This window comes from Frondihabitans sp. GW821-FHT04F02 (genome assembly GCF_059420045.1).
This window is the reverse complement of the sequence record NZ_JBWKSZ010000001.1, coordinates 284,612-305,239: the sequence shown is the minus strand read 5'-3', so window position 1 is coordinate 305,239 and position 20,628 is coordinate 284,612. Positions and strand designations below refer to the sequence as shown.

The window sequence follows — 20,628 nt, the reverse complement described above, 5'->3', positions numbered from 1 at the left end:
ACATCGGCGACGGCGCCCCGCCGAAGCGGCACGACCCCGCCGACGCGCAGGCGGGTTCGCGCCGAATCGGCGGGTGCAGCAGACCCGATCGACCCAGCCCCGCCAGAAGGGCCGCACCCCGCCACATCGGCCCAGCCCCGCCACATCGGCGACGGCGCCCCGCCGAAGCGGCACGACCCCGCCGACGCGCAGGCGGGTTCGCGCCGAATCGGCGGGTGCGGCGGAGTACCACAACCACGGAGCCCCGTTCACACACGGACTCGGGGTCAGACCCGCCGAAACGGCCCCAGCGCCAGCCCGCGGGCCGGCACCCAGGCCGAACGCGGGGGGGGTCCAGCCCCGACGCTGGCCTGCCGAACGCCCCTACTTTCCCGTCGGCGCAGCGGCGGCGGTGGCAGCGTCAGCAGCGGCCGCGCGCTTCGCCTTGCGCCGCTCGAGCAGGCCGTGCACGACGATCGGCCCGACCGAGATGAGCACGATGACGATGGCCAGCACGTCGATGTGCTCGGTGATGAACGGGAAGCCGCTCAGCAGCGACCCGATCACCGTGAGCCCGCCGGCCCAGAGCGCGGCTCCCGTGACGTTCCACAGCAGGAACTTGCGGTACGTGTACCCGCTCGCCCCCGCCGCGAGCGGCACGTACGTCCGGACGATCGGGACGAAGCGTCCGAGGATGAGCGCGGGGCCGCCGTACCGGGCGAAGAACGCCTCGGCGCGTTCGAGGTACTCGGTCTTCAGGATGCGCGCGTCGGGCTTGAAGAGGCGTCGTCCGAAGCGGTTGCCGAGGAAGTAGCCGACCTGGTCGCCCAGGAAGGCCGCGACGAACGCGCAGATGGCGATGGTGGCGACGGCGAGGCCGAGCTTGTCGTGCAGGAGCCCCGCCGTGACGAGCAGGGAGTCGCCCGGCAGGAAGGGGAAGAGCACGCCGGATTCGATGAAGATGATGATCGAGAGGCCGACGAGTGCCCAGGGGCCGAGGTTTTCGAGCAGGGCCTGAGGGTCGAGAAGCATGCGACGAGTGTGACAGCGAACTCTCGGAAACCCCGTAGAACGTGCGCAGAGCGCAGGTATCACGGGGAGAACACGGAGCACGACAGAGACCAGTGGTGGAGATGGGGGGAATTGAACCCCCGTCCATCGCTGAAGTTGAACGCCTTCTACGGGTGTAGCCGGATGAGTCGTTCTACTCGGCCCCCACCTTTGCTACCGGCATCTAGGTGGACGAGCCCAGTCACAGTGAAAGTCCCAGACGACCCTGTGGCGCAGTCGTCCAGCAAGCCCTCTAGATGACGTCAGGCTCCGGATAGAGAGCAGTCTCCGGTCTGACGGACTTATGTGGCTCTACTGCTTACGCAGCGAGAGCGAAGTCAGTGCGCGATTTATTGGCACTTATTGTTTTCCAGAGATCGTTTACGAGATAACCCTGGATCCTCGACCCGCTTCTCGTTCGCAAACAGGCGATGTCGAAACCGATCATCCCCCCGAGTGGGTCTCTGTCGTGCTCTGTGGAGTTGTCAACCTGGTGCTGCTGCCGCTTGCGCGGTCTCCTACTGTACCGCTAGTCGCCGAGGTTGCGTCGCGCGCTCATCGCACGGTCGGCCTCGCGGCGGTCGGTGCGCTCGCGCAGGGTCTGGCGCTTGTCGTACTCGCGCTTGCCCTTCGCTACGGCGATCTCGACCTTGGCCCGGCCGTCCGAGAAGTAGATCCGCAGAGGGACGAGCGTGTATCCGCCCTCCTTGGTCTTGTGGCTGATCTTGATGATCTGCTGCTTGTGGAGAAGCAGCTTGCGCTTGCGCCGGGGTGCGTGGTTGTTCCAGGTGCCCTCGGTGTACTCGGGGATGTGCACCGCATCGAGCCAGATCTCGCCGCCGTCGACGAACGCATACCCGTCGACGAGCGACGCGCGGCCCTGGCGGAGAGCCTTGACCTCGGTACCCCAGAGCACGATGCCCGCCTCGTAGGTGTCGTCGATGAGGTAGTCGTGGCGCGCACGACGATTCGTGGCGACGACCTTCTCGCCCTTGTCGCGGTCGGAGACCTTGCGCTTTTCCGATGTCACGGTTGCCATGGTGTCTCCTTCGTGACGAGGCCGAGGGGGTGCGTACCCGGTCGAGCACAGCCCTGCAGTCTATGCCACGTACGCCTGGCACTCCAAATGCGACGACCGGCCGGGCTAGACCTTGAGGTAGCGGCGGATCGCGACGTTCGCCGACAGGGCGGCGAGCACGGCGCCGATCACGATCAGGAGCGGCACGACGAAGTACGTCTCGGACATCCCGACGAACGGCGTTGACGCGAAGTTCTCGGCGAGGTAGCCGCGCACGAAGACCTTGACGATCAGCACGATCGCGCCGCCGGCCAGCACCGACCCGACGAGCGCGGCGATCACGCCCTCGAGGATGAACGGCGTCTGGATGAACCGGTTCGACGCACCGACGAGTCTCATGATGCCGAGCTCTCTTCGGCGGCTGAAGGCAGAGAGCCGGATGGTCGTGGCGATCAGCAGGACGGCGGCGATCAGCATGAGCACGGCGATGCCGATCGCCGTGTACGACGCGGCGTTCAACACCGAGAAGATGGGCTGCAGGTAGCCTCGCTGGTCGACCACGCTCTGGACGCCGGCCTGGTTCGACAGGCTCTCCTTCAGCACGTCGGCCTGAGACGGGTCTTTCAGGTTCACCCAGAACGTCTCGTTGAGGTACGACGGCTGCACGAACTCGGTGGCGGGGCTGTCGGCGAACTGCTTCTTGAAGCGCTCGTAGGCCTGCTGCTGCGTCTCGAAGTACGAGCGCTGGATGTAGGGCTTGAGGGTCGAGGACTGCAGCTGAGCCTCGATCTGGTCTTTCTGACCGGTAGTCGCCTTCGCGCCCGTGCAGTTGCCGGTCGTGTCGGTGTCGGTGCAGAGGTAGACCGCGACCTGGGCCCGGTCGTACCAGTAGCCCTTCATCTGGTTGATCTGCATCTGGAGCAGCACCGCGGTGCCAACGAAGGTCAGCGAGATGAAGGTGACCAGCACGACGGAGACGACCATCGAGAGGTTGCGCTTGAGGCCGGAGCCGACCTCGCTGAAGACGAGCCCGAGCCTCATTTGTCGGCTCCCCAGGTGGGCACGCTGTGCGTGGCGACGGAGTCGGGATCGAGGCGGGGCTCGGGCGGCGTGGGGATGCCGGAGGGAGTTCCTGCGCCCGGGGAGTCGGCGTCGACCCCGAGACGGTCGATGCCGACAGCCTGGATCGGGACCGCCTGCGTCTGGTACCCGCCGGAGCGCTCGTCGCGGATCACGTTGCCACCCGAGAGCTCGATGACGCGGCGCTGCATCTGGTCGACGATGCCGGCGTCGTGCGTGGCCATGAGAACGGTGGTGCCGGAGGCGTTGATCCGGTCGAGGAGAGTCATGATGCCTGCGCTGGTGCTGGGGTCGAGGTTGCCGGTGGGCTCGTCGGCGAGGAGGATCGCCGGGCGGTTGACGATGGCGCGGGCGATCGCGACGCGCTGCTGCTCGCCGCCGGAGAGCTCGTGAGGAAGCCGCTGGGCCTTGCCTGCCAGGCCGACCATCTTGAGCACGTCGGGCACGGCCTCCTGGATGTAGCCGCGGCTCTTGCCGATCACCTGGAGCGTGAAGGCGACGTTGTCGAACACCGACTTCTGCGGCAGGAGCCGGAAGTCCTGGAAGACGACGCCGAGGTTGCGGCGGAAGTACGGCACCTTGCGGCTCGACAGCGTGCCCAGCCGCTGCCCGAGCACGTGGATCTGGCCCTTCGACGGCTTCTCCTCTTTCAGCACGAGGCGGAGGAAGCTGGACTTGCCGGAACCGGAAGCACCCACGAGGAAGACGAACTCGCCCTTGAGAATCTCAAGGGAGATGCCGTTGAGCGCCGGGCGGGGGTTGCCGGCGTAGAACTTGGAGACCTCATCAAAGCGAATCATGACGGGGGCAAGACTAGGCACGACGGCCGACAATTCGAGGCAGGCGCGCCTCTAACCCGAAGGCTGTGAAAACCCTATTCGTCGTCCGAGCGCTTGCGCCAGCGGATGCCCGCCGAGAGGAAGCCGTCGAGGTCGCCGTCGAAGACGTTCGACGGGTTGTTGACCTCGAACTCGCTCCGGAGGTCTTTGACCATCTGGTAGGGGGCCAGCACGTACGAGCGGATCTGGTCGCCCCAGCTCGCGGTGATGTTGCCCGCGAGCTCCTTCTTCTTGGCGTTCTCCTCTTCGCGCTTGAGGATCAGCAGTCGCGACTGGAGCACGCGCATGGCGGCCGCGCGGTTCTGGATCTGGCTCTTCTCGTTCTGCATCGAGACGACGACGCCGGTCGGGATGTGGGTGATGCGCACCGCCGAGTCGGTGGTGTTGACCGACTGGCCGCCGGGGCCCGACGAGCGGAACACGTCGACGCGGATGTCGTTCTCGGGGATCTCGATGGCCTCGGTCTCTTCCATCAGCGGGATGACCTCGACGGCCGCGAAGCTCGTCTGGCGCTTGCCCGCCGCGCCGAACGGCGACATGCGGACGAGCCGGTGCGTGCCGGCCTCGACGCTGAGCGTGCCGAAGGCGTAGGGCGCGTCGACCTCGAAGGTGGCCGACTTGATGCCCGCTTCTTCGGCGTAGCTGGTGTCCATCACGCTGACCTTGAAGCCGTGCTTCTCGGCATACCGGAGGTACATGCGCAGGAGCATCTCGGCGAAGTCGGCCGCGTCGACGCCGCCGGCCCCGGCGCGGATGGTGATGACGGCCGGGCGCGGGTCGTACTCGCCGTCCAGGAGGGTCTGAATCTCGAGGGTGTCCATCATCGACTGGATGGCCTTCAGCTCGACCTGGGCCTCGTCGGCGCTCTCCTGGTCGTCGCCCTCGTTGGCCATCTCGACGAGCACCTCGAGGTCGTCGAGCCGCTGGCCGGTCGTCGTGATCTTGTCGAGCTCCGACTTGCGGTGGCTGAGGTCGCTGGTGACGCGCTGGGCGTTCTCGGTGTCGTTCCAGAGGTCGGGGTCGGACGCCTGCTGCTCGAGTTCGGCGATCTCGGTCTCGAGCCGCTCGACGCCGATCACGGCGGAGATGTCGGCGAAGGTGGATCGCAGGGCGGCGATCCGGTCGGAGAAGTCGAGCTCGATCATGGTGGTCCAGCCTACCGGGCGCGGCTCAGCGGACCACGCCCGCCTCGTGCAGAGCGAGCTCGGCGAGCTGCCGCTGCTCGAGCGCGTCGCCCGCGCTCCAGGCGGCCACGGGATTCGGGTTGATGCGCAGGAGCGCGTCGACGTCGCCGGAAGCCAGCGCCCGGAAGGCGAGGAGCTCCAGGCCGCCGTCGGTCTGCGCGAGCTTCCGGGTGACGCGCGCCCGGCGGACGAAGGCGAGGCGGGGTCGGAGCCACGCGAGCAGGATGATGCCGATCGGCACGAGAGCGACGACCAGCCCGGCGATCAGGCTGAGCTGCCCGACGATCTCCTGCTGGCGCTGACCCGCGTCGACCAGCGTCGAGCCGGCGTCGCTCGCCCGCTGCAGCGGTGCGCTCGCGGTCGGCCCGATCAGGGGCACTCCCCCGAGCGTGTCCGCGGCGTCGGCCAGCCGGCTGCGGAAGTCCGACCCCGCCGTCTCGATGCTGCGGCCGACCTGCGCGAGAGTGGCGACGAGACCCGCGACCACGGCGCCCAGCACGGCGAAGGCGACGATCCCTGCGAGAGCGGTCACGTCGGCGAGCGTCTGGCGGGCACGGTGAGCGGCGTCGCCCGAGTAGATCTGCATGGGCCGATTCTGCGCCTGTGCGGCCGCGCCCGTCGAGACGCCCGGATCGGGTCCAGTCGACGGCGAGAGCCCCGGATCGGGGCAAGCCACCCGAGCGGCTGCGCGCGACTAGCGCCCCAGGAGCGGCGCCCGGTCGGCGTAGCCGGCCCGGGTCGCCCGCGCGACGGCGTCGGGCAGCGCCGCGAGCAGCGCATCGACGTCGGCCTCGGTCGTGGTGTGGCCGACGGTGATCCGCAGCGCCCCGCGCGCCTCGTCGTCGCTGAGCCCCATGGCGAGCAGCACGTGCGACGCCTCGGGGATCCCCGCCTGGCAGGCCGACCCGGTCGACACCGATACCCCGGCCGCATCCAGCAGGAAGAGCAGCGAGTCGCCCTCGCACCCCGGGAACGTGAAGTGCGCGTTGCCGGGCAGCCGGTCGACGGGGTCGCCGCGGAGGACGGCCGACGGCACGGCCGCGCGCACGCCGGCGATGACGCGGTCGCGCAGGGCGTCGTAGGGCTGATGGGGCGCACGCGCGGCGACGGCGAAGGCGACGGCGGCCGGGGCATCCTGCGTTCCGCTCCTCACCTGACGCTGCTGCCCGCCGCCGTGGATCAGGGGCACGACCGTCGCCGTGCGCGACAGCACGAGCGCGCCGATGCCGATCGGCCCGCCGATCTTGTGCGCCGAGACGCTGAGAGCATCGAGGCCCGAGGCCCGGAAGTCGATGGGCACCTGCCCGTACGCGGCCACGGCGTCGGAGTGCACGGGCACGCCGTACTCGGCCGCGAGCGCGACCACCTGGTCGACGGGCTGCAGGGTGCCGACCTCGTTGTTGGCCCACAGCAGCGTCACGAGAGCGACGTCGTCGTGCTCGGCGAGGGCGCGGCGCAGGAACTCGAGGCTCACGCGACCCAGCGCATCGAGCGGTATCCACTCGATCACGGCGCCCTCGTACCGCTCGAGCCATTCGACAGTGTCGACCGTGGCGTGGTGCTCGCCGCCGGGCACGAGGATCCGGGGGCGGGGGCGGTCGGCCTGCCGCGCCCACCACAGGCCCTTGACGGCGAGGTTCACCGACTCGGTGCCACCGGACGTGAAGACGACTTCGATGGGGTCGCAGCCGAGCGAGTCGGCGACGCGCTCGCGGGCCTCTTCGAGCACGCGCTTGGCGTTCTGGCCGGCGCTGTGGATGGACGAGGGGTTGCCGACGGCATGGAGCGCGTCGGTGTACGCGTCGATGGCCGCGGGGAGCATCGGCGTGGTCGCCGCGTGGTCGAGGTAGACGGCCATGGGTGCTCCTCTCAGGGCGTGTTCGCCGGTTCTGTGCCGGTGGGCCCTCTTAAGTACTCTAAGACGCGTGTCTGACATCGAGCTCCTCCAGGGCGATCCCGCTCTCGTCGATTCCCTGCGCGATCTCGGCGTGAGGCCGGGCCCCGACGGGCCGACGCTGCGCGTCTGGTCGGGAGCCGCGTCGAGCATCGACCTGGTGATCGACGACGCGCCGTCCGAGCGGGTCGTGCCCCTGATGCGCGATGCGTCCGGCGTGTGGACCGGCTCCGACCCGCGGCTCGTTCCCGGGCGGCGCTACTGGCTGCGCGCCGACGGCGAGCCGACCGGGGTCGACGACGTCGTGACGCCGTTCGACCCGACGGTCAACCTGCTCGACCCGTACGCGCGCGGCCTCGCCCGCACGGGTCGCGGAGACTGGCGCGGAGTCGTGGTCGACGAGTCGTTCGACTGGGGCGGGGTGGGCAAGCCCCGCACGCCGCTCGATCACACCGTCGTCTACGAGGCGCACGTGCGCGGGTTCACCCGCCTGGCGCCCTTCGTTCCCGAAGACCTCCGCGGCACCTACGCGGGCCTCGCCCACGAGAACACCATCGCCTACCTGAGAGAGCTGGGCGTCACCGCCGTCGAGCTCCTCCCGGTGCACCACCACGTCGACGAGCAGCGCCTCGTCGCGCAGGGCTTCCAGAACTACTGGGGCTACAACACGCTGTCGTACTTCGCACCGCATCCGGCCTACGCGTCGCGCGACGCCCAGCTCGGCGGGCCGTCGGCGGTGCTGCGCGAGTTCAAGGGCATGGTGCGGCTGCTGCATGCCGCCGGCATCGAGGTCTGGCTCGACGTCGTCTACAACCACACCGCCGAGGAGGGCGAGGGCGGCCCGGTGACGAGCCTGCGCGGCCTCGACAACCACTACTACCGCCACGACGAGGACGCCCGTCCCATCGACGTCACCGGCTGCGGCAACACCCTCGACACGAGCCTCCCCGCGGCGGCGCGCCTGGTGCTCGACAGCCTGCGGTACTGGGCGAACGACCTGCAGATCGACGGCTTCCGGTTCGACCTGGCGGCCACGCTCGGCCGCGGCGCCGACGCCGTCTACTCGCGCAACGCCCCGCTGCTGGAGGCCATCGCCTCCGACCCGGCGCTCGAAGGCGTGAAGCTCGTCGCTGAGCCGTGGGACGTGGGGCTGGGCGGGTGGCAGACCGGCAACTTCCCGGACGGCTGGAGCGAGTGGAACGACCGCTTCCGCAATCGGGCCCGCGACTTCTGGCTGCGCGACATCGCCGACGCCCGCGTGCACGGCATCGCCTCGAACGGCCTCGGGTCGTTCGCCTCCAAGCTGTCGGGGTCGAGCAACATCTACGCGCACGACCGCGGCCCGCTCGCCGGCGTCAACTTCATCACGGCCCACGACGGCTTCACCCTGGCGGACGTCGTCGCCTACGACTCCAAGCACAACCTCCGGAACGGCGAGGGCAACCGCGACGGCACGGACGACAACAAGTCGTTCAACCACGGCGCCGAGGGCCCGACCGAGAACCCGTGGGTGCTCGACGCGCGTCGGCGGGCGTCGCGCAACCTGCTGGCGACGCTCTTCCTGTCGGCGGGCATCCCCCTGCTCACCGCGGGAGACGAGATCGGCCGCACGCAGCGCGGCAACAACAACGGCTACTGCAGCGACGACGAGATCTCGTGGGTCGACTGGCAGCTCGACGACGAGCGCGAAGCGCTTCTCGCCGACGCCAAGGCGCTGATCCGGCACCGCCGCGAGAACCCCGCGCTGCGGCCGGTGCGGTTCGGCGAGACCGGCAAGGTCACGCTCTCGGCCACCGACATGAGCTGGTACGGCCCCGACGGCCGGGAGGTGCTCCCGGAGGCGTGGAACGACCCCGGCTGCCGCACTCTGCAGTACCTCGCGGCCTCCACCCCCGAGGTCGAGGAGTTCAACCGCGTGCTCGTGGTCGTCCACGGCTCGGAGAGCCCGATCACGGTCACGCTGCCGTCGCACGAGGGCGTCGCCTCGTACGAGGTGCTCTGGACCAGCGGCGACGCCTTCGACCCCCAGCCCCGGAAGCCGGGCGACGCTCACGAGATCGTGGGGCCGACGGTGACGCTCTGGCGGGTGTCCTGACTCGTGAGGGGCCACCTCGGATGAGCTCGGCACCAGGAACTCCCGCCACCGTCGCCCTCGACGCCGCCGGGGTCCCCTTCACCCCGCACACCTACGCCCACGCCGACACGGCCTCCAGCTTCGGCGAAGAGGCCGCGGCACTGCTCGGCCTCGACGAGGGCCAGGTGTTCAAGACGCTGGTCGTCCAGGCCGACGACGCCCTGGTCGTCGCGGTCGTTCCGGTCTCGGGCACGCTCGACCTCAAGAAGCTCGCGGCGGCAGTCGGCGCAAAGAAGGCGGCCATGGCCGATCCCGCTCTGGCGTCGAGGCGGACGGGCTACGTCGTCGGCGGCATCAGCCCGGTCGGGCAGAAGGCCCGGCTGCGCACGGTGATCGACGAGACCGCCGAGCTGTACGACACGGTGTTCGTGTCGGGCGGGCGCCGGGGCTTCGACATCGAGCTCGCGCCCGCCGACCTTGCGCGCGTGACCGGGGCGGCGTTCGCCCCGGTGGCGCGCGGCTGAGTTCCTGCGCCCTCTGCGCTTGCGGCTTCGGAGTTCGGGGTACATCCCGTCGCGGCGATGTCGGCGGCTCGGCGTACCGTTTCGGCCATGAGCGACCAGACAGCACCCTCTTCCGCGAACAACCAGCCGACGAACGACGACGATGTCGAGCCCATGGCCACCGCCGGGCTCGGTGACGACCCTCTGGGCGACCAGGCGGCCGACCAGGGAGACACTCTCGGCGGCACCCGGCCCGACCCGTCCAATCCCGCATCGAAAGACCCGGAGGAGTGGGTGACCGGCGACGAGCCCATGACACCCGCTCAGCGCAGCTACCTCGACACGCTCGCTCGCCAGGCCGGCGAGGAGCTGTCGGCCGACCTGACGAAGGCCGAGGCGAGCGAGCACATCGACCGGCTCCAGCAGAAGACCGGACGCGGCGCGTAGCCGAACCTGCCGCCAGACGACGAGTGCCGCCCCGGCGGGTAGTCCGGAGCGGCACTTCGTGTCGTGCACCGGGGAGAACGACTCGTCGTCCGCGTTTCGGGCGCGGCTCGCATGATTCGGGCATGCGAGTGCAGTCGTCTGCCGGTGCAGGGCCCATTCGGGTGGGGTCCTGAGAGATCGGGGCGGGAATGCCTCGATCGCCGGCCGGTCGACATCGACGGTTCGTCCTCCGCCGGCCCGGGCTTTCGGGACCCTGGCCTGCGGCGTGATGACGACATTACTGGTCCCCCATAGTGCGGACAACACGCGTGGACACGTGTCGTGCACCCAGTACGGGGGGCATTCGGTCTATCCCCCGCAGCGTGGACACTCACCTGTACCCCGAACATGCTCGGCCGGGTACGGCATGGACGCGGCGTCACCCTGACCGGGTACGGTCGAAGCGTGGCGATCCCTACAGAATCCAGAGTCGGAACCCGAGTCGGCCGCATCCCCGTCATGGGGTTGCAGCCACGGACGCCGGACGACGTGTTCGATACCAAGGCCTTCGTCGGCGAGGTGGTGCCCTTCAGCGCCACCGTGTTCCGCGAGGGGCACGACATCATCGACGCAGCGCTCGTCGTGCTGGGCCCGGACGGCAGCGTCGGCCGCAGCCGGATGACCCCGGGAATCCCGGGCACCGACCGCTGGAGCGCCGAGTGGCTGTTCGAGTCCGAGGGCCTGCACACCTGGTGGGTCGAGTCGTGGAACGACGACTGGGCGACCTGGCTTCACGTGGCCGAGATCAAGGTGCCCGCTGAGCAGGATGTCGAGAACGTGCTCGCCCAGGGCACCGACCTCCTCCGCAAGGCCGCCGAGCGCGACCCCGCATCCGCCCTCTTCCGCGACGGCGCCAAGGCGATCGGCAACACTAACCTCTCACCTGCGGCCCGCCTGCGCGTGGCGACGGACTCCCGCATCGCCGCCGCACTCGCCGCCCAGCCGCTTGCGAGCCTGGCGACGCAGAGCGACCGCAAGCACGTGCGCGTCGAGCGCACCCGTGCGGGCGTCGGCAGCTGGTACGAGTTCTTCCCGCGCAGCGAGGGCGCCAAGCGACGCGACGACGGCTCGTGGCAGAGCGGCACCTTCCGCACGGCCGCCCGGCGACTGCCGGCGATCGCGCGCATGGGCTTCGACGTCGTCTACATCCCGCCGGTGCACCCGATCGGCACGACCTTCCGCAAGGGGCCGAACAACACGCTCGAGGCCGGCCCGGACGACCCCGGCTCGCCGTACGCCATCGGCTCCCCCGACGGCGGCCACGACGCCGTCCATCCCGAGCTCGGCACCGTCGCCGACTTCGAGTGGTTCGTCGGCGCCGCGAAGAACGTGGGCCTCGAGCTCGCGCTCGACCTGGCGCTGCAGTGCTCGCCCGACCACCCGTGGGTCGAGGAGCACCCGGAGTGGTTCACGAAGCTGCCCGACGGCACCATCGCCTATGCGGAGAACCCGCCGAAGAAGTACCAGGACATCTACCCGCTCAACTTCGACGTCGACTACGAGGGTCTGAGCGCCGAGATCCTGCGAATCGTCCGCCTCTGGATCGACCGGGGCGTCACGATCTTCCGGGTCGACAACCCGCACACCAAGCCGGTCCACTTCTGGGAATGGCTGCTCGCCGACATCCGCGAGGACCACCCCGAGGTCGTGTTCCTGGCCGAGGCGTTCACCAAGCCGGCGATGATGCAGGCGCTCGCCCAGGTCGGGTTCCAGCAGTCGTACACCTACTTCACCTGGCGCAACGAGAAGTGGGAGCTCGAGGAGTACCTGAACGAGGTCTCTCACGAGACCAGCCCCTGGTTCCGCCCGAACTTCTTCGTCAACACCCACGACATCCTCACGCCGTACCTCCAGTACGGCGGCGTGCCCGCCTACAAGGTGAGGGCGGCGATCGCCGCGACCAGCTCCCCGACGTGGGGCGTCTACTCCGGCTACGAGCTCATCGAGAACGTGGCGCGTCCGGGCTCTGAAGAGAACATCGACAACGAGAAGTACGAGTTCAAACCGCGCGACTGGGCCGCCGAAGAGGCTGCCGGCGCCTCGATCGCGCCGTACCTGACGCTGCTGAACCGGATCCGCTCGCAGCACCCGGCGCTCCGGCAGCTCCGCAACGTGCACGTGCACTCGTGCGACGACGACGCGATCCTCGTCTTCTCGAAGTACCTCGACGGCCGCCACACGCGGTCCGGCCGCACCGACGGCATCATCGTCGTCGCGAACACCGATCCGCACTCCGCCCGAGAGACGATCGTGCGGCTCGATCCGAGCGCCTTCGGCGTCGAGCCCGGAACGCAGTTCACCGTGCGCGACCTCATCACCGGCCAGATCTGGACCTGGGGCGACGACAACTACGTCCGCCTCGACGCCTTCGTCGAACCCGCCCACATCCTGGCCGTCGACTACACCCGCGCCCCGTAGGAGGCACCATGACCACTCAGAACCTCGTTATCCCCGCACTCGACCCGAACGAGGCCCATCTCGTCTCCGTCGGGTCGCACCCGCACCCTCACCGTGTCCTCGGGCCGCACCACGTCGACGCCGGTGTCCTGGTCCGCGCCCTCCGGCCTCTGGCGACCTCGGTGTCGCTGGTGATCGAGACCGGTGCCCGCCTCTCCATGAGCCACGTCTCCGACGGGGTGTGGGAGGCCCTCGCCATCATCGAGCCCGGCGCCTACCGGATCGAGGCCACCTACGACGGTGCCGACGCGCCCTGGCTCGCCGACGACCCGTACCGCTTCTGGCCGACGGTCGGCGAGGTCGACCTCTACCTCTTCGGCGAGGGTCGCCACGAAGAGCTCTGGAACGTGCTCGGGTCGCACGTGCGCGAGCACCAGGGCACGCTCGGCACCGCCTTCTCGGTCTGGGCGCCGCACGCACAGGCCGTCCGGGTCAAGGCCGACTTCAACGGCTGGTACGGCGTCGCGCATGCCATGCGCCGCCTCGACGGCAACGGCATCTGGGAGCTCTTCGTGCCGGGCGTCACCTCCGGCACCTACAAGTTCGAGATCCTGACGCCCGACGGCCGCTGGGTCGACCGCGCAGACCCCATGGCCCGGTACTCCGAGGTGCCGCCCGCGACGGGCTCCGTCATCACTCAGAGCAGCCACGAGTGGGCCGACTCCGACTGGCTCGAGTCGCGCGATCGCGCCGACCACTCCAGGCGCCCGATGAGCGTCTACGAGCTGCACCTGGGCTCCTGGCGCCCCGGACTCTCCTATCGCGAGGTCGCCGACCACCTCATCGGGTACGTGACCGACCTGGGGTTCACCCACGTCGAGTTCCTGCCCCTCTCCGAGCACCCGTTCGGCGGCTCGTGGGGCTACCAGGTCACGGGCTACTACGCGCCCACCTCGCGCTTCGGAACGCCCGACGACCTCAAGTACCTCATCGACCGCCTCCACCAGGCCGACATCGGCGTGATCATGGACTGGGTGCCCGGCCACTTCCCCAAAGACGAGTGGGCGCTGGCGAAGTTCGACGGAGTCGCCGTCTACGAGCACTCCGATCCGCGGCTCGGCGACCAGCCCGACTGGGGCACTCACGTCTTCAACTTCGGTGATTCGCAGGTCAGGAACTTCCTGGTCGCCAACGCCCTCTACTGGCTCGAGGAGTTCCACATCGACGGCCTCCGCGTCGACGCCGTGGCCTCGATGCTGTACCTCGACTACAGCCGCAACGACGGCGAGTGGGTGCCGAACAAGTTCGGCGGGCGCGAGAACCTCGAGGCGATCGCCTTCCTGCAGGAGGTCAACGCGACCGCCTACAAGCGCAACCCGGGCATCGTCATGATCGCCGAGGAGAGCACGTCGTGGCCCGGGGTGACGCGCCCGACCAGCGACGGCGGCCTCGGCTTCGGCCTGAAGTGGAACATGGGCTGGATGCACGACTCGCTCGAGTACATCGAGCGCGACCCGATGTACCGCAGCTACCACCACGGCGAGATCACGTTCTCGTTCGTCTACGCGTTCAGCGAGAACTTCATGCTGCCGATCAGCCACGACGAGGTCGTGCACGGCAAGGGCTCTCTGTACGGCAAGATGCCCGGCGACGAGTGGCAGAAGCTCGCCAACCTGCGCGCCTACCTCGCCTTCATGTGGGCTCACCCCGGCAAGCAGCTGCTGTTCATGGGGTCCGAGTTCGGCCAGCCGTCCGAGTGGAGCGAGGAGCGCGGCCTCGACTGGTGGGTGCTCGATCAGCCCATGCACGAGGGCCTGCACTCGCTCGTCCGGACGCTCAATCTCGTGTACCAGGGCGAGAAGTCGATGTGGGAGCACGACTTCGACACCGACGGCTTCGAGTGGATCGACGGCGGAGCGGCGTCCGACAGCGTCGTGGCGTTCCTGCGGAAGTCCTCCGACGGCGACCGCGTCGCCGTCTTCGCCAACTTCTCGGGGCAGCCCGTCACCATGCGCATGGGGCTCCCCGAAGCCGGCGTCTGGCACGAGATCCTCAACACCGACGCCGGCGAGTACGGCGGCTCCGGCGTGGGCAACTTCGGCAGCGTCACGGCGACCTCCGACCCATGGTCCGGTCGACCGGCATCGGTCGAGGTCGTGCTGCCGCCGCTCGGCGTGATCTGGCTCAAGCTCGCGCGCTGATCCTGCGCCGCGTTGCCGGAAGCCTGGCAGAGACACGCCGGCCCCGAGCGATCCGCAAGGACTGGTCGGGGCCGGCATCTCTGCGAGCGGCTAGTACAGGAGCATCGTCAGACGACGGCGGGCCGCGACGACCTCGGGTGCGTCCAGCCCGACGATCTCGAAGTACTCGAGGAGGCGGGTGCGCACGGCGTCTCTGCCCTCCTGGTCGAGTGACGGGAAGAGCGTGAGCACGCGGTCGAACGCATCGACGACGTGCCCGCCGCTGACGTCGAGGTCGGCGACGGCGAGCTGCGCGTCGACGTCGCCGGGAGCCGCGGCCGCGGCGTCCCGGACCTCGGCCATCGTCACGCCCTGCAGGCGGGCGAGCAGCGAGACCTGCGCGAGGCCGGCGACAGCGAGCTGGTCGCGAGGGTCCTGGGCGATCGCGGTCGTGTAGGCCTGCTTGGCCGCCTCGTAGTCACCGCGCTCGATGGCGTCATAGGCGTCCTGGTGGTGCGGCGGCAGCGGCTCCTGCTCGGGTTCGGCCGCAGGATCCGCGGCGCCCTCGACGGGCACCGACCCCGTGACGCCGTTCTGCGCGGCGAACTCCAGCACCTGCTCGAACACGTCGCGCACCTGGGCCTCGGGCAGCGCGCCGACGAACAGCCCCATCGGACGCCCGCCGATCACGGCGGCGACGGTCGGGATGGACTGCGCCTGGAAGGCCTGAGTGAGCTGCGGGTTCGTGTCGGCGTCGACCTTGGCGAGGACCACGCGGCCGGCGTACTCGTTCGTGATCTTCTCGAGGATCGGCGAGAGCTGCTTGCACGGCCCGCACCACTCGGCCCAGATGTCGACGATGACCGGAACGGTGTTGCTCAGCTCGAGGACGGACGAGAACGTCTCGTCGGTGATGTCGACCACGAGCGACGAGACGCCTCCCGGACCGGGGCCCGCCTGCTGCGCGGCCGGTGCCGGCGCGGCGGGATCGGAACGGTTGACGAGGGACGACAGGTCGACCGCGCCGCGAAGGCTCGCGGCGCTCGGGGGGACATTGCTCATGACGCCTCTTTCGCGGAGATCAGGGCCTGACTGAAGCCGAGCAGCACGATCTTGTCGGAGCTGCCGACCGGGGGGACGGAGAACAGGAGCTGGACGCCGTACGTGGCGACGATGCCCTTGGTGGACTTGGAGACGCCGCTGAGCGACTTCACCTCGCCCTCGGTGTTGACCTCGGCGCCGTCTTTCGTGGGCTTGACGGTCTCGATTTCGTCGAGCGACACCGAGACGATCGCGCCGGCGTCGTTGGTCGCGAAGGCGATGCTCGGCTCGGTGCCCACCTTGCTCGAGTAGGCGATGGACGCCGTCGACGGGAGCTTCTTCGCCTTGGCGTCTTTGTAGGGCTTGCCGATCTTGTCGCGGAGCGTGTCGCCGTCGGCCTGGAAGGCCGAGGCCGACGAGGCCGTGTCGCCGTTCTTGAGGATGGCGGCGTAGGCCGCTGCGACCTTGTCGGGCTCCAGCGCGAGGAGCTTCACGTCGGGAGCGAGTCGCGCGGCGCCGATCGTCGCCGGCGCCACCTTGGGAATCTGCGCGCCCGCCTCGAGGCCGACGAGGTAGTCGACCTTGTAGGGGTCGCGGGCGCTCTCCTGCACGAGCATCACGCCGACGGGCGCGACCTTCGTCGACGTGGTGCTCTGGACGAGCGCGAAGACGGTGCGCGGCCACGAGTCGGTCTGCTGCGGGAGCGTGAGGCTGACGGAGCCGCTCGGGATCGACACCGGCAGGGCGGCCGTCTTGTCGGCCTTGCGGATGGTGTAGCTCGCCGTGCGCTGCTGGAGAGCCGGACCAGTGAAGCGCGTCGCCGCCAGCTTCGGGTCGAGGTCTTTGTCGGCGCTGGTCTGGACGGCCGTAATCCGGGCGATGATGCGCTTCGCCTGCGGCACGGTCACCGCCGGGGGCTGGAGGTCGTCGCCCGGCGCGGCGGTCGCCGTCGCCGACGGCGTCGCCGCGCTCGTGGAGTCGCCGGTCGCGGGCTGCGGCCAGTAGTCCGAGGAGCACGCAGACAGGCCGAGCGCCGTCACGAGCACGACCGGCACGACGGCGACCATGCGGCGGCCGCGCGGGCCGCGGCCTGAGGTGAGGCCGAGGGCGGCCTTGCGGGAGGAGCGGACGGAGCCGCGGCGCTCGGAGCGCTTGAGGCGCGGGGGCTTGCCGCCGCCCGACCGTCGCGGGCCGCGCGTGCGACGGTGGTGGGCGACGGCCCACGCGAAGAGCAGGACGCCGATCACGAAGACGAGCAGACCGGCGCTGATCAGAGGGCCGACCAACGGGGTCGCCGTCGAGAGCGGCCAGGTCACGGACACCGTCTTGGGGACGGCCGCGCTGCCGTCGGTGGCCACGAGCACCGAGATGTCGGTGTCGCCGACGAGCGAGAACCGGAGGTCGGACCCGGAGTACTCGGCCGTCCAGAGGTCGGAGTCGCGCGGGTCGGGCGCGGTGGTGCTGGTGCCGTCGACCGTCCTGGTCGTGAAGTCGCCGGTGGCCTTGTCGTACGACACGCGGTTGTAGGTCGTGTCGCCGATCCAGCCGACGATGTCGGCGGTGCGGCCGTAGGCGGCGAAGGAGTCCTTCGCGCCGGCGATGTGGATGCTCTCGCGCCCCTCGTACGCCTTGAGCGCCGAAGCGGGCAGCAGCGTGAGCGGTGCCGACGACGACGACTGGGACGTCGCGGTGACGGAGTCGGCCGGTGCGAACACCGTCCGTTGGGCCAGACCGAGAAGGACCAGCAGAGCCGCGATCACCAGGGTGACGACGGCCAAGACGAAACGCACGAGTTTTTCTCCCTTCGTGCCACCATCCGACTTTCTGGCGGCAGCGAATTTAAGACGGTTCAGGATAGCCGACCTCTCTGGGAGAGACCTAGCCCGCATCACATCCTCGGTATCCCGCTAAAATACGGAGGTTGGCCGTCGCAGCGGGTTCCAACGTGTTCATCGTTCTCGCGCCCCTTCCTTTCGGGCACCCCAACCACAGGGAGACATTCGTGGCCACTGATGAGGCTGAATTCGGAACCGAGCTCCGCGGCTACAAGAAGGAGGAGGTCGAGAAGGCTCTCGGCGACCTCCGGCGAGAGCTGATCAAGGCCAACAGCGACCGCGCCGAGCAGGCCGAGTCCGTCAGGGCCCTGAACCAGCGCGTCGAGTCGCTCGAGGACGACCTGCAGGAGGTCGGCGAGCCGACCTACAAGGGCCTGGGTGCGAAGCTCGAGAGCACCCTCCGCCTGGCGGAGGAGCAGTCGAACGACCTCATCTCGAAGACGGAGCGCGAGGCGTCGGAGCTCCGGTCGTCAGCGGCCGAGGAGGCCGAGCGCGTCACCGACGAATCCCGAGAGCGCGCCGCCGACATCCTCGACGACGCCCGAGGCCGCGCCGCCGCCCAGATCGAGGAGTCGACCGGCGAGGCCGACCGCCTCGTGGCTCGCGCCCGCGACGACGCGAGCGCCATGATCGCCGATGCCGAGCGCGACGCGTCCGCCACCCGCACCGCGGCCGCGACCGAGGCCGCCGAGGCGCTGACCACCGCCCACCGCGAGGCCGCCGCGCTTCGCGCCGAGGCCGAGCGGGAGGCCGCCGAGCTGCGCCAGACCGTCGCCGCCGAGGTGTCTGCCGCGCGCGACGCCGCCGCGACGCTCGCCCGCGACACCGAAGAGGGCCGCGCCGCGTTCGAGAGCGACTCCGAGCGTCAGCGCGCCGAGCTCGAGCTCGAGGGCATGACCGTCCGCGACGAGCTCCTGCGTCTCAGCGAGACCACGCGCACCGACCTCGAGCACGAGGTCGTCACCCGCCGCGACGCTCTCGACCGCGAGGTCATGGGCGGCCGCGCCGAGCTGGCTGACGAGGTCGCCAACGGCCGCGCCGAGCTCGACCGCGAGACGACCGCCGCCCGCGCCGCCCTCGAGAACGAGGCGTCGACGACGCGGCAGGCGCTCGCCCGCGAGGCCGAGGTCACGCGCGCCGAGCTCGACCGCGAGGTCGGCGAGGCCCACGCCGACATCGAGGCCGCCCGCGCCGCCAGCACCGAGGCCATCGCGCGCAGCACCCGCGAGACCGCCGAGCAGATCGAACGCGACCTCGAGCAGACCCGCGAGCGGATCGCCCGCGAGCTGGCCGAGCACGATGCCCGCATCGCCGACGAGGCCGCCCGCGCCCGCTCCGAGCTCGACGCCGACCTCGCCGAGACTCGTGCGCGCCTGGCCCACGACGACGAGGCGCAGCGCGCCCGTCTGAAGAACGAGCTCGAGAACTTCGAGGCGCAGACGAAGGCTCGCGCCCAGGAGGTGCAGGAGGCCCTCGACAAGGAGGCCGAGCAGGCCCGCGTCGACCTCGACGCCGAGCTGGCCACTCGCCGCGACGAGGCAGAGAAGGAGTACGTCGAGCGCCACCACGACGCGGTCACGCAGACGCAGACCTTCCTCGACGACGCCAACGCGCAGCTCGCCGAGGTCACGGCCCGCGCCGAGGCCAAGCGCCGCGAGTCGCGCAAGGCGGAGGAGACGGCGTACTCGACAGCCCGCAAGGTGCGGTCCGAGTCCGAGCGCGTGGCGTCCGAGACGCTGAGCAACGCGCAGTCGCGCGCCGGCTTCCTGGTCTCCGACGCCGAGCGCCAGGCGCGCGACATCATCGGCGACGCCGAGGAGCGCCTCTCCGAGATCAACGCTCGCCGCGACGAGGTGGCCGCGTACTTCGGCAACCTCCGCGGCATGATCGGCGACGGCGAGCAGGTCGAGCAGGTCGCGGCCGAGTGACCGCCCCGTGAGAATAGCCAACCCCTACCGCCTCGGCCTCTTCGGCGGCCTGGGCGTCCTGACCGCCGTCCTGATCGGCACCGCGCTCGGCGAGCTCTCGACGATCCTGACCTACGTCGGCGTCGCCATCTTCCTGGCCCTCGGCCTCGACCCCGTCGTCCGCTTCCTCGAGAAGCGCCGGGTGCCGCGCTGGCTGGCGATCGTCATCGTCATGGTCGCCGTGCTCGCCGCATTCGTCGGCGTCGTCTTCGCCATCGTGCCGACGATCGTGCAGCAGACCTCGGTGCTCGTGAACAACCTCAGCACGTACCTGCAGAGCGTCACGGCCAAGCAGTTCACCGACAATCTGCAGTCTCTGGTGCCGAAAGACGTCTTCGACGTGCAAGACGCCCTGAACACCGTGATCGACTTCCTGACCGACCCGAAGAACGTCGTCACGATCGGCGGCGGCGTCCTGGCCGTCGGTGTCGCGATCTCGAACGGCCTCGCCGGGGTGCTGATCGTGCTGATCCTCACTCTCTACTTCATGGCGTCGCTCGACAGCATCAAGGGCGGCCTCTCGCAGCTCGTGCCGAAGTCGAGTCGCCCCGAGTTCCTGCGCCTCACCGAGGGGATCAGCTCGTCCGTCGGGCGCTACGTGATCGGCCAGGTGTCGCTGGCGCTGCTCAACGGCATCCTGAGCTTCATCGTGCTGTCGATCGCGGGCGCCCAGCTGCCGGCCTTCTTCGCCTTCATCGCCTTCATCGGCGCGCTGATCCCGCTCGTGGGCACGGTGAGCGCGGCCGCGGTGGTCGTGCTGGCGCAGGTGGCACTGCTGCCCCTCTCCCCCGCGACCTGGATCTTCCTCGGCATCTACTACCTCGTCTACATGCAGGTCGAGGCGTACATCCTCGCCCCGCGCGTCATGCGCCAGGCGGTCAAGGTCCCGGGCGTCATCGTGATCATCTCCGCTCTGGTCGGCGGCACGCTGCTCGGCGTGCTCGGCGCCCTCATCGCGGTGCCCGTGGCAGCGGCCGTGCTGCTCGTGGTGCGCGAGGTCGTGATCCCGCGGCAGAACGAGCGCTGAGCCGACCTGAGGCGGAGGCCCGCCGGGGCACGAGGCTGGGCGCGGCGCTACCAGGAGCGGGGCGGCACTGCCGC

General features: G+C 69.8%; 16 protein-coding genes and 1 other RNA gene. 7 read left to right on the top strand and 10 right to left on the bottom strand.

Translation table 11 applies throughout. From position 1 onward, the window contains the following. Window positions 1-363 precede the first annotated feature (363 nt). The 8 genes from AC07TY_RS01455 to AC07TY_RS01420 form a co-directional block, all read right to left on the bottom strand. A complete protein-coding gene (locus tag AC07TY_RS01455) occupies window positions 364-1,011 on the bottom strand; it encodes a DedA family protein (protein ID WP_494784121.1) in 648 nt (215 codons plus the stop codon). Between the two features lie 93 nt (window positions 1,012-1,104). Continuing rightward, window positions 1,105-1,481, bottom strand: a transfer-messenger RNA (tmRNA) gene (gene ssrA, locus AC07TY_RS01450). A gap of 77 nt (window positions 1,482-1,558) precedes the next feature. Then, window positions 1,559-2,068, bottom strand: a complete 510-nt coding sequence (gene smpB / locus AC07TY_RS01445) for an SsrA-binding protein SmpB (protein WP_123504906.1) — start codon at window positions 2,066-2,068, stop codon at window positions 1,559-1,561. 105 nt (window positions 2,069-2,173) lie between these two features. Continuing rightward, window positions 2,174-3,088, bottom strand: coding sequence for a permease-like cell division protein FtsX (gene ftsX / locus AC07TY_RS01440; RefSeq protein ID WP_123504907.1), 915 nt, complete (start codon window positions 3,086-3,088; stop codon window positions 2,174-2,176). Further along, the gene (gene ftsE / locus AC07TY_RS01435) at window positions 3,085-3,927 is read right to left on the bottom strand and encodes a cell division ATP-binding protein FtsE (protein WP_123504908.1); all 843 of its coding nucleotides are present in this window, start codon (window positions 3,925-3,927) and stop codon (window positions 3,085-3,087) included. Before ftsE ends, ftsX begins: the two co-directional genes overlap by 4 nt. A gap of 74 nt (window positions 3,928-4,001) precedes the next feature. Then, window positions 4,002-5,111: a peptide chain release factor 2 gene (prfB, locus tag AC07TY_RS01430; RefSeq protein ID WP_123504909.1), complete on the bottom strand. Its 1,110-nt coding sequence runs from the start codon at window positions 5,109-5,111 to the stop codon at window positions 4,002-4,004. Between the two features lie 25 nt (window positions 5,112-5,136). Further along, window positions 5,137-5,736: a hypothetical protein gene (locus AC07TY_RS01425; protein WP_123504910.1), complete on the bottom strand. Its 600-nt coding sequence runs from the start codon at window positions 5,734-5,736 to the stop codon at window positions 5,137-5,139. Window positions 5,737-5,844: 108 nt separating this feature from the next. Next, window positions 5,845-7,008: a cysteine desulfurase family protein gene (locus AC07TY_RS01420; protein WP_494784120.1), complete on the bottom strand. Its 1,164-nt coding sequence runs from the start codon at window positions 7,006-7,008 to the stop codon at window positions 5,845-5,847. A gap of 67 nt (window positions 7,009-7,075) precedes the next feature. Here AC07TY_RS01420 and glgX point away from each other — a divergent pair, with 67 nt between their 5' ends. The 5 genes from glgX to glgB all read left to right on the top strand — a co-directional run bounded on the left by glgX (window position 7,076) and on the right by glgB (window position 14,705). Next, a complete protein-coding gene (glgX, locus tag AC07TY_RS01415; protein WP_233579797.1) occupies window positions 7,076-9,139 on the top strand; it encodes a glycogen debranching protein GlgX in 2,064 nt (687 codons plus the stop codon). A 20-nt stretch (window positions 9,140-9,159) separates the two neighbouring features. Then, entirely contained in the window at window positions 9,160-9,642 is a 483-nt protein-coding gene (gene ybaK, locus AC07TY_RS01410; protein WP_123504913.1) for a Cys-tRNA(Pro) deacylase, read from the top strand. 153 nt (window positions 9,643-9,795) lie between these two features. Next, window positions 9,796-10,068, top strand: coding sequence for a DUF3072 domain-containing protein (locus tag AC07TY_RS01405; RefSeq protein WP_488626722.1), 273 nt, complete (start codon window positions 9,796-9,798; stop codon window positions 10,066-10,068). A 444-nt stretch (window positions 10,069-10,512) separates the two neighbouring features. Next, on the top strand, window positions 10,513-12,525 hold the full coding sequence (locus tag AC07TY_RS01400; RefSeq protein WP_494784119.1) for an alpha-1,4-glucan--maltose-1-phosphate maltosyltransferase: 2,013 nt from the start codon (window positions 10,513-10,515) through the stop codon (window positions 12,523-12,525). An 8-nt stretch (window positions 12,526-12,533) separates the two neighbouring features. Beyond that, complete coding sequence (glgB, locus tag AC07TY_RS01395; RefSeq protein ID WP_494784118.1) at window positions 12,534-14,705, top strand: 1,4-alpha-glucan branching protein GlgB; 2,172 nt, start codon at window positions 12,534-12,536, stop codon at window positions 14,703-14,705. A gap of 90 nt (window positions 14,706-14,795) precedes the next feature. On the opposite strand, the gene AC07TY_RS01390 is transcribed toward glgB, so the two are convergent. Together AC07TY_RS01390 and AC07TY_RS01385 are read right to left on the bottom strand one after the other, a co-directional pair. Next, on the bottom strand, window positions 14,796-15,746 hold the full coding sequence (locus AC07TY_RS01390; RefSeq protein ID WP_494784117.1) for a tetratricopeptide repeat protein: 951 nt from the start codon (window positions 15,744-15,746) through the stop codon (window positions 14,796-14,798). Beyond that, a complete protein-coding gene (locus AC07TY_RS01385; protein WP_488626498.1) occupies window positions 15,743-17,515 on the bottom strand; it encodes a DUF8094 domain-containing protein in 1,773 nt (590 codons plus the stop codon). Before AC07TY_RS01385 ends, AC07TY_RS01390 begins: the two co-directional genes overlap by 4 nt. Window positions 17,516-17,727: 212 nt before the next feature. Here AC07TY_RS01385 and AC07TY_RS01380 point away from each other — a divergent pair, with 212 nt between their 5' ends. Both AC07TY_RS01380 and AC07TY_RS01375 read left to right on the top strand, forming a co-directional pair. After that, on the top strand, window positions 17,728-19,488 hold the full coding sequence (locus AC07TY_RS01380) for a coiled-coil domain-containing protein (RefSeq protein WP_494784116.1): 1,761 nt from the start codon (window positions 17,728-17,730) through the stop codon (window positions 19,486-19,488). Between the two features lie 7 nt (window positions 19,489-19,495). Next, window positions 19,496-20,554 (top strand): AI-2E family transporter, encoded by a 1,059-nt coding sequence (locus AC07TY_RS01375; protein WP_488626500.1) that lies wholly within the window; start codon window positions 19,496-19,498, stop codon window positions 20,552-20,554. Window positions 20,555-20,628 lie beyond the last annotated feature (74 nt).

Excerpts from the sequence above, each read along its gene's own strand:
- AC07TY_RS01455 (WP_494784121.1), bottom strand. The coding sequence starts at position 1,011 with ATGCTTCTCGACCCTCAGGCCCTGCTCGAAAACCTCGGCCCCTGGGCA.
- smpB (WP_123504906.1), bottom strand. The coding sequence starts at position 2,068 with ATGGCAACCGTGACATCGGAAAAGCGCAAGGTCTCCGACCGCGACAAG.
- ftsX (WP_123504907.1), bottom strand. The coding sequence starts at position 3,088 with ATGAGGCTCGGGCTCGTCTTCAGCGAGGTCGGCTCCGGCCTCAAGCGC.
- ftsE (WP_123504908.1), bottom strand. The coding sequence starts at position 3,927 with ATGATTCGCTTTGATGAGGTCTCCAAGTTCTACGCCGGCAACCCCCGC.
- prfB (WP_123504909.1), bottom strand. The coding sequence starts at position 5,111 with ATGATCGAGCTCGACTTCTCCGACCGGATCGCCGCCCTGCGATCCACC.
- AC07TY_RS01425 (WP_123504910.1), bottom strand. The coding sequence starts at position 5,736 with ATGCAGATCTACTCGGGCGACGCCGCTCACCGTGCCCGCCAGACGCTC.
- AC07TY_RS01420 (WP_494784120.1), bottom strand. The coding sequence starts at position 7,008 with ATGGCCGTCTACCTCGACCACGCGGCGACCACGCCGATGCTCCCCGCG.
- ybaK (WP_123504913.1), top strand. The coding sequence starts at position 9,160 with ATGAGCTCGGCACCAGGAACTCCCGCCACCGTCGCCCTCGACGCCGCC.
- AC07TY_RS01405 (WP_488626722.1), top strand. The coding sequence starts at position 9,796 with ATGGCCACCGCCGGGCTCGGTGACGACCCTCTGGGCGACCAGGCGGCC.
- glgB (WP_494784118.1), top strand. The coding sequence starts at position 12,534 with ATGACCACTCAGAACCTCGTTATCCCCGCACTCGACCCGAACGAGGCC.
- AC07TY_RS01390 (WP_494784117.1), bottom strand. The coding sequence starts at position 15,746 with ATGAGCAATGTCCCCCCGAGCGCCGCGAGCCTTCGCGGCGCGGTCGAC.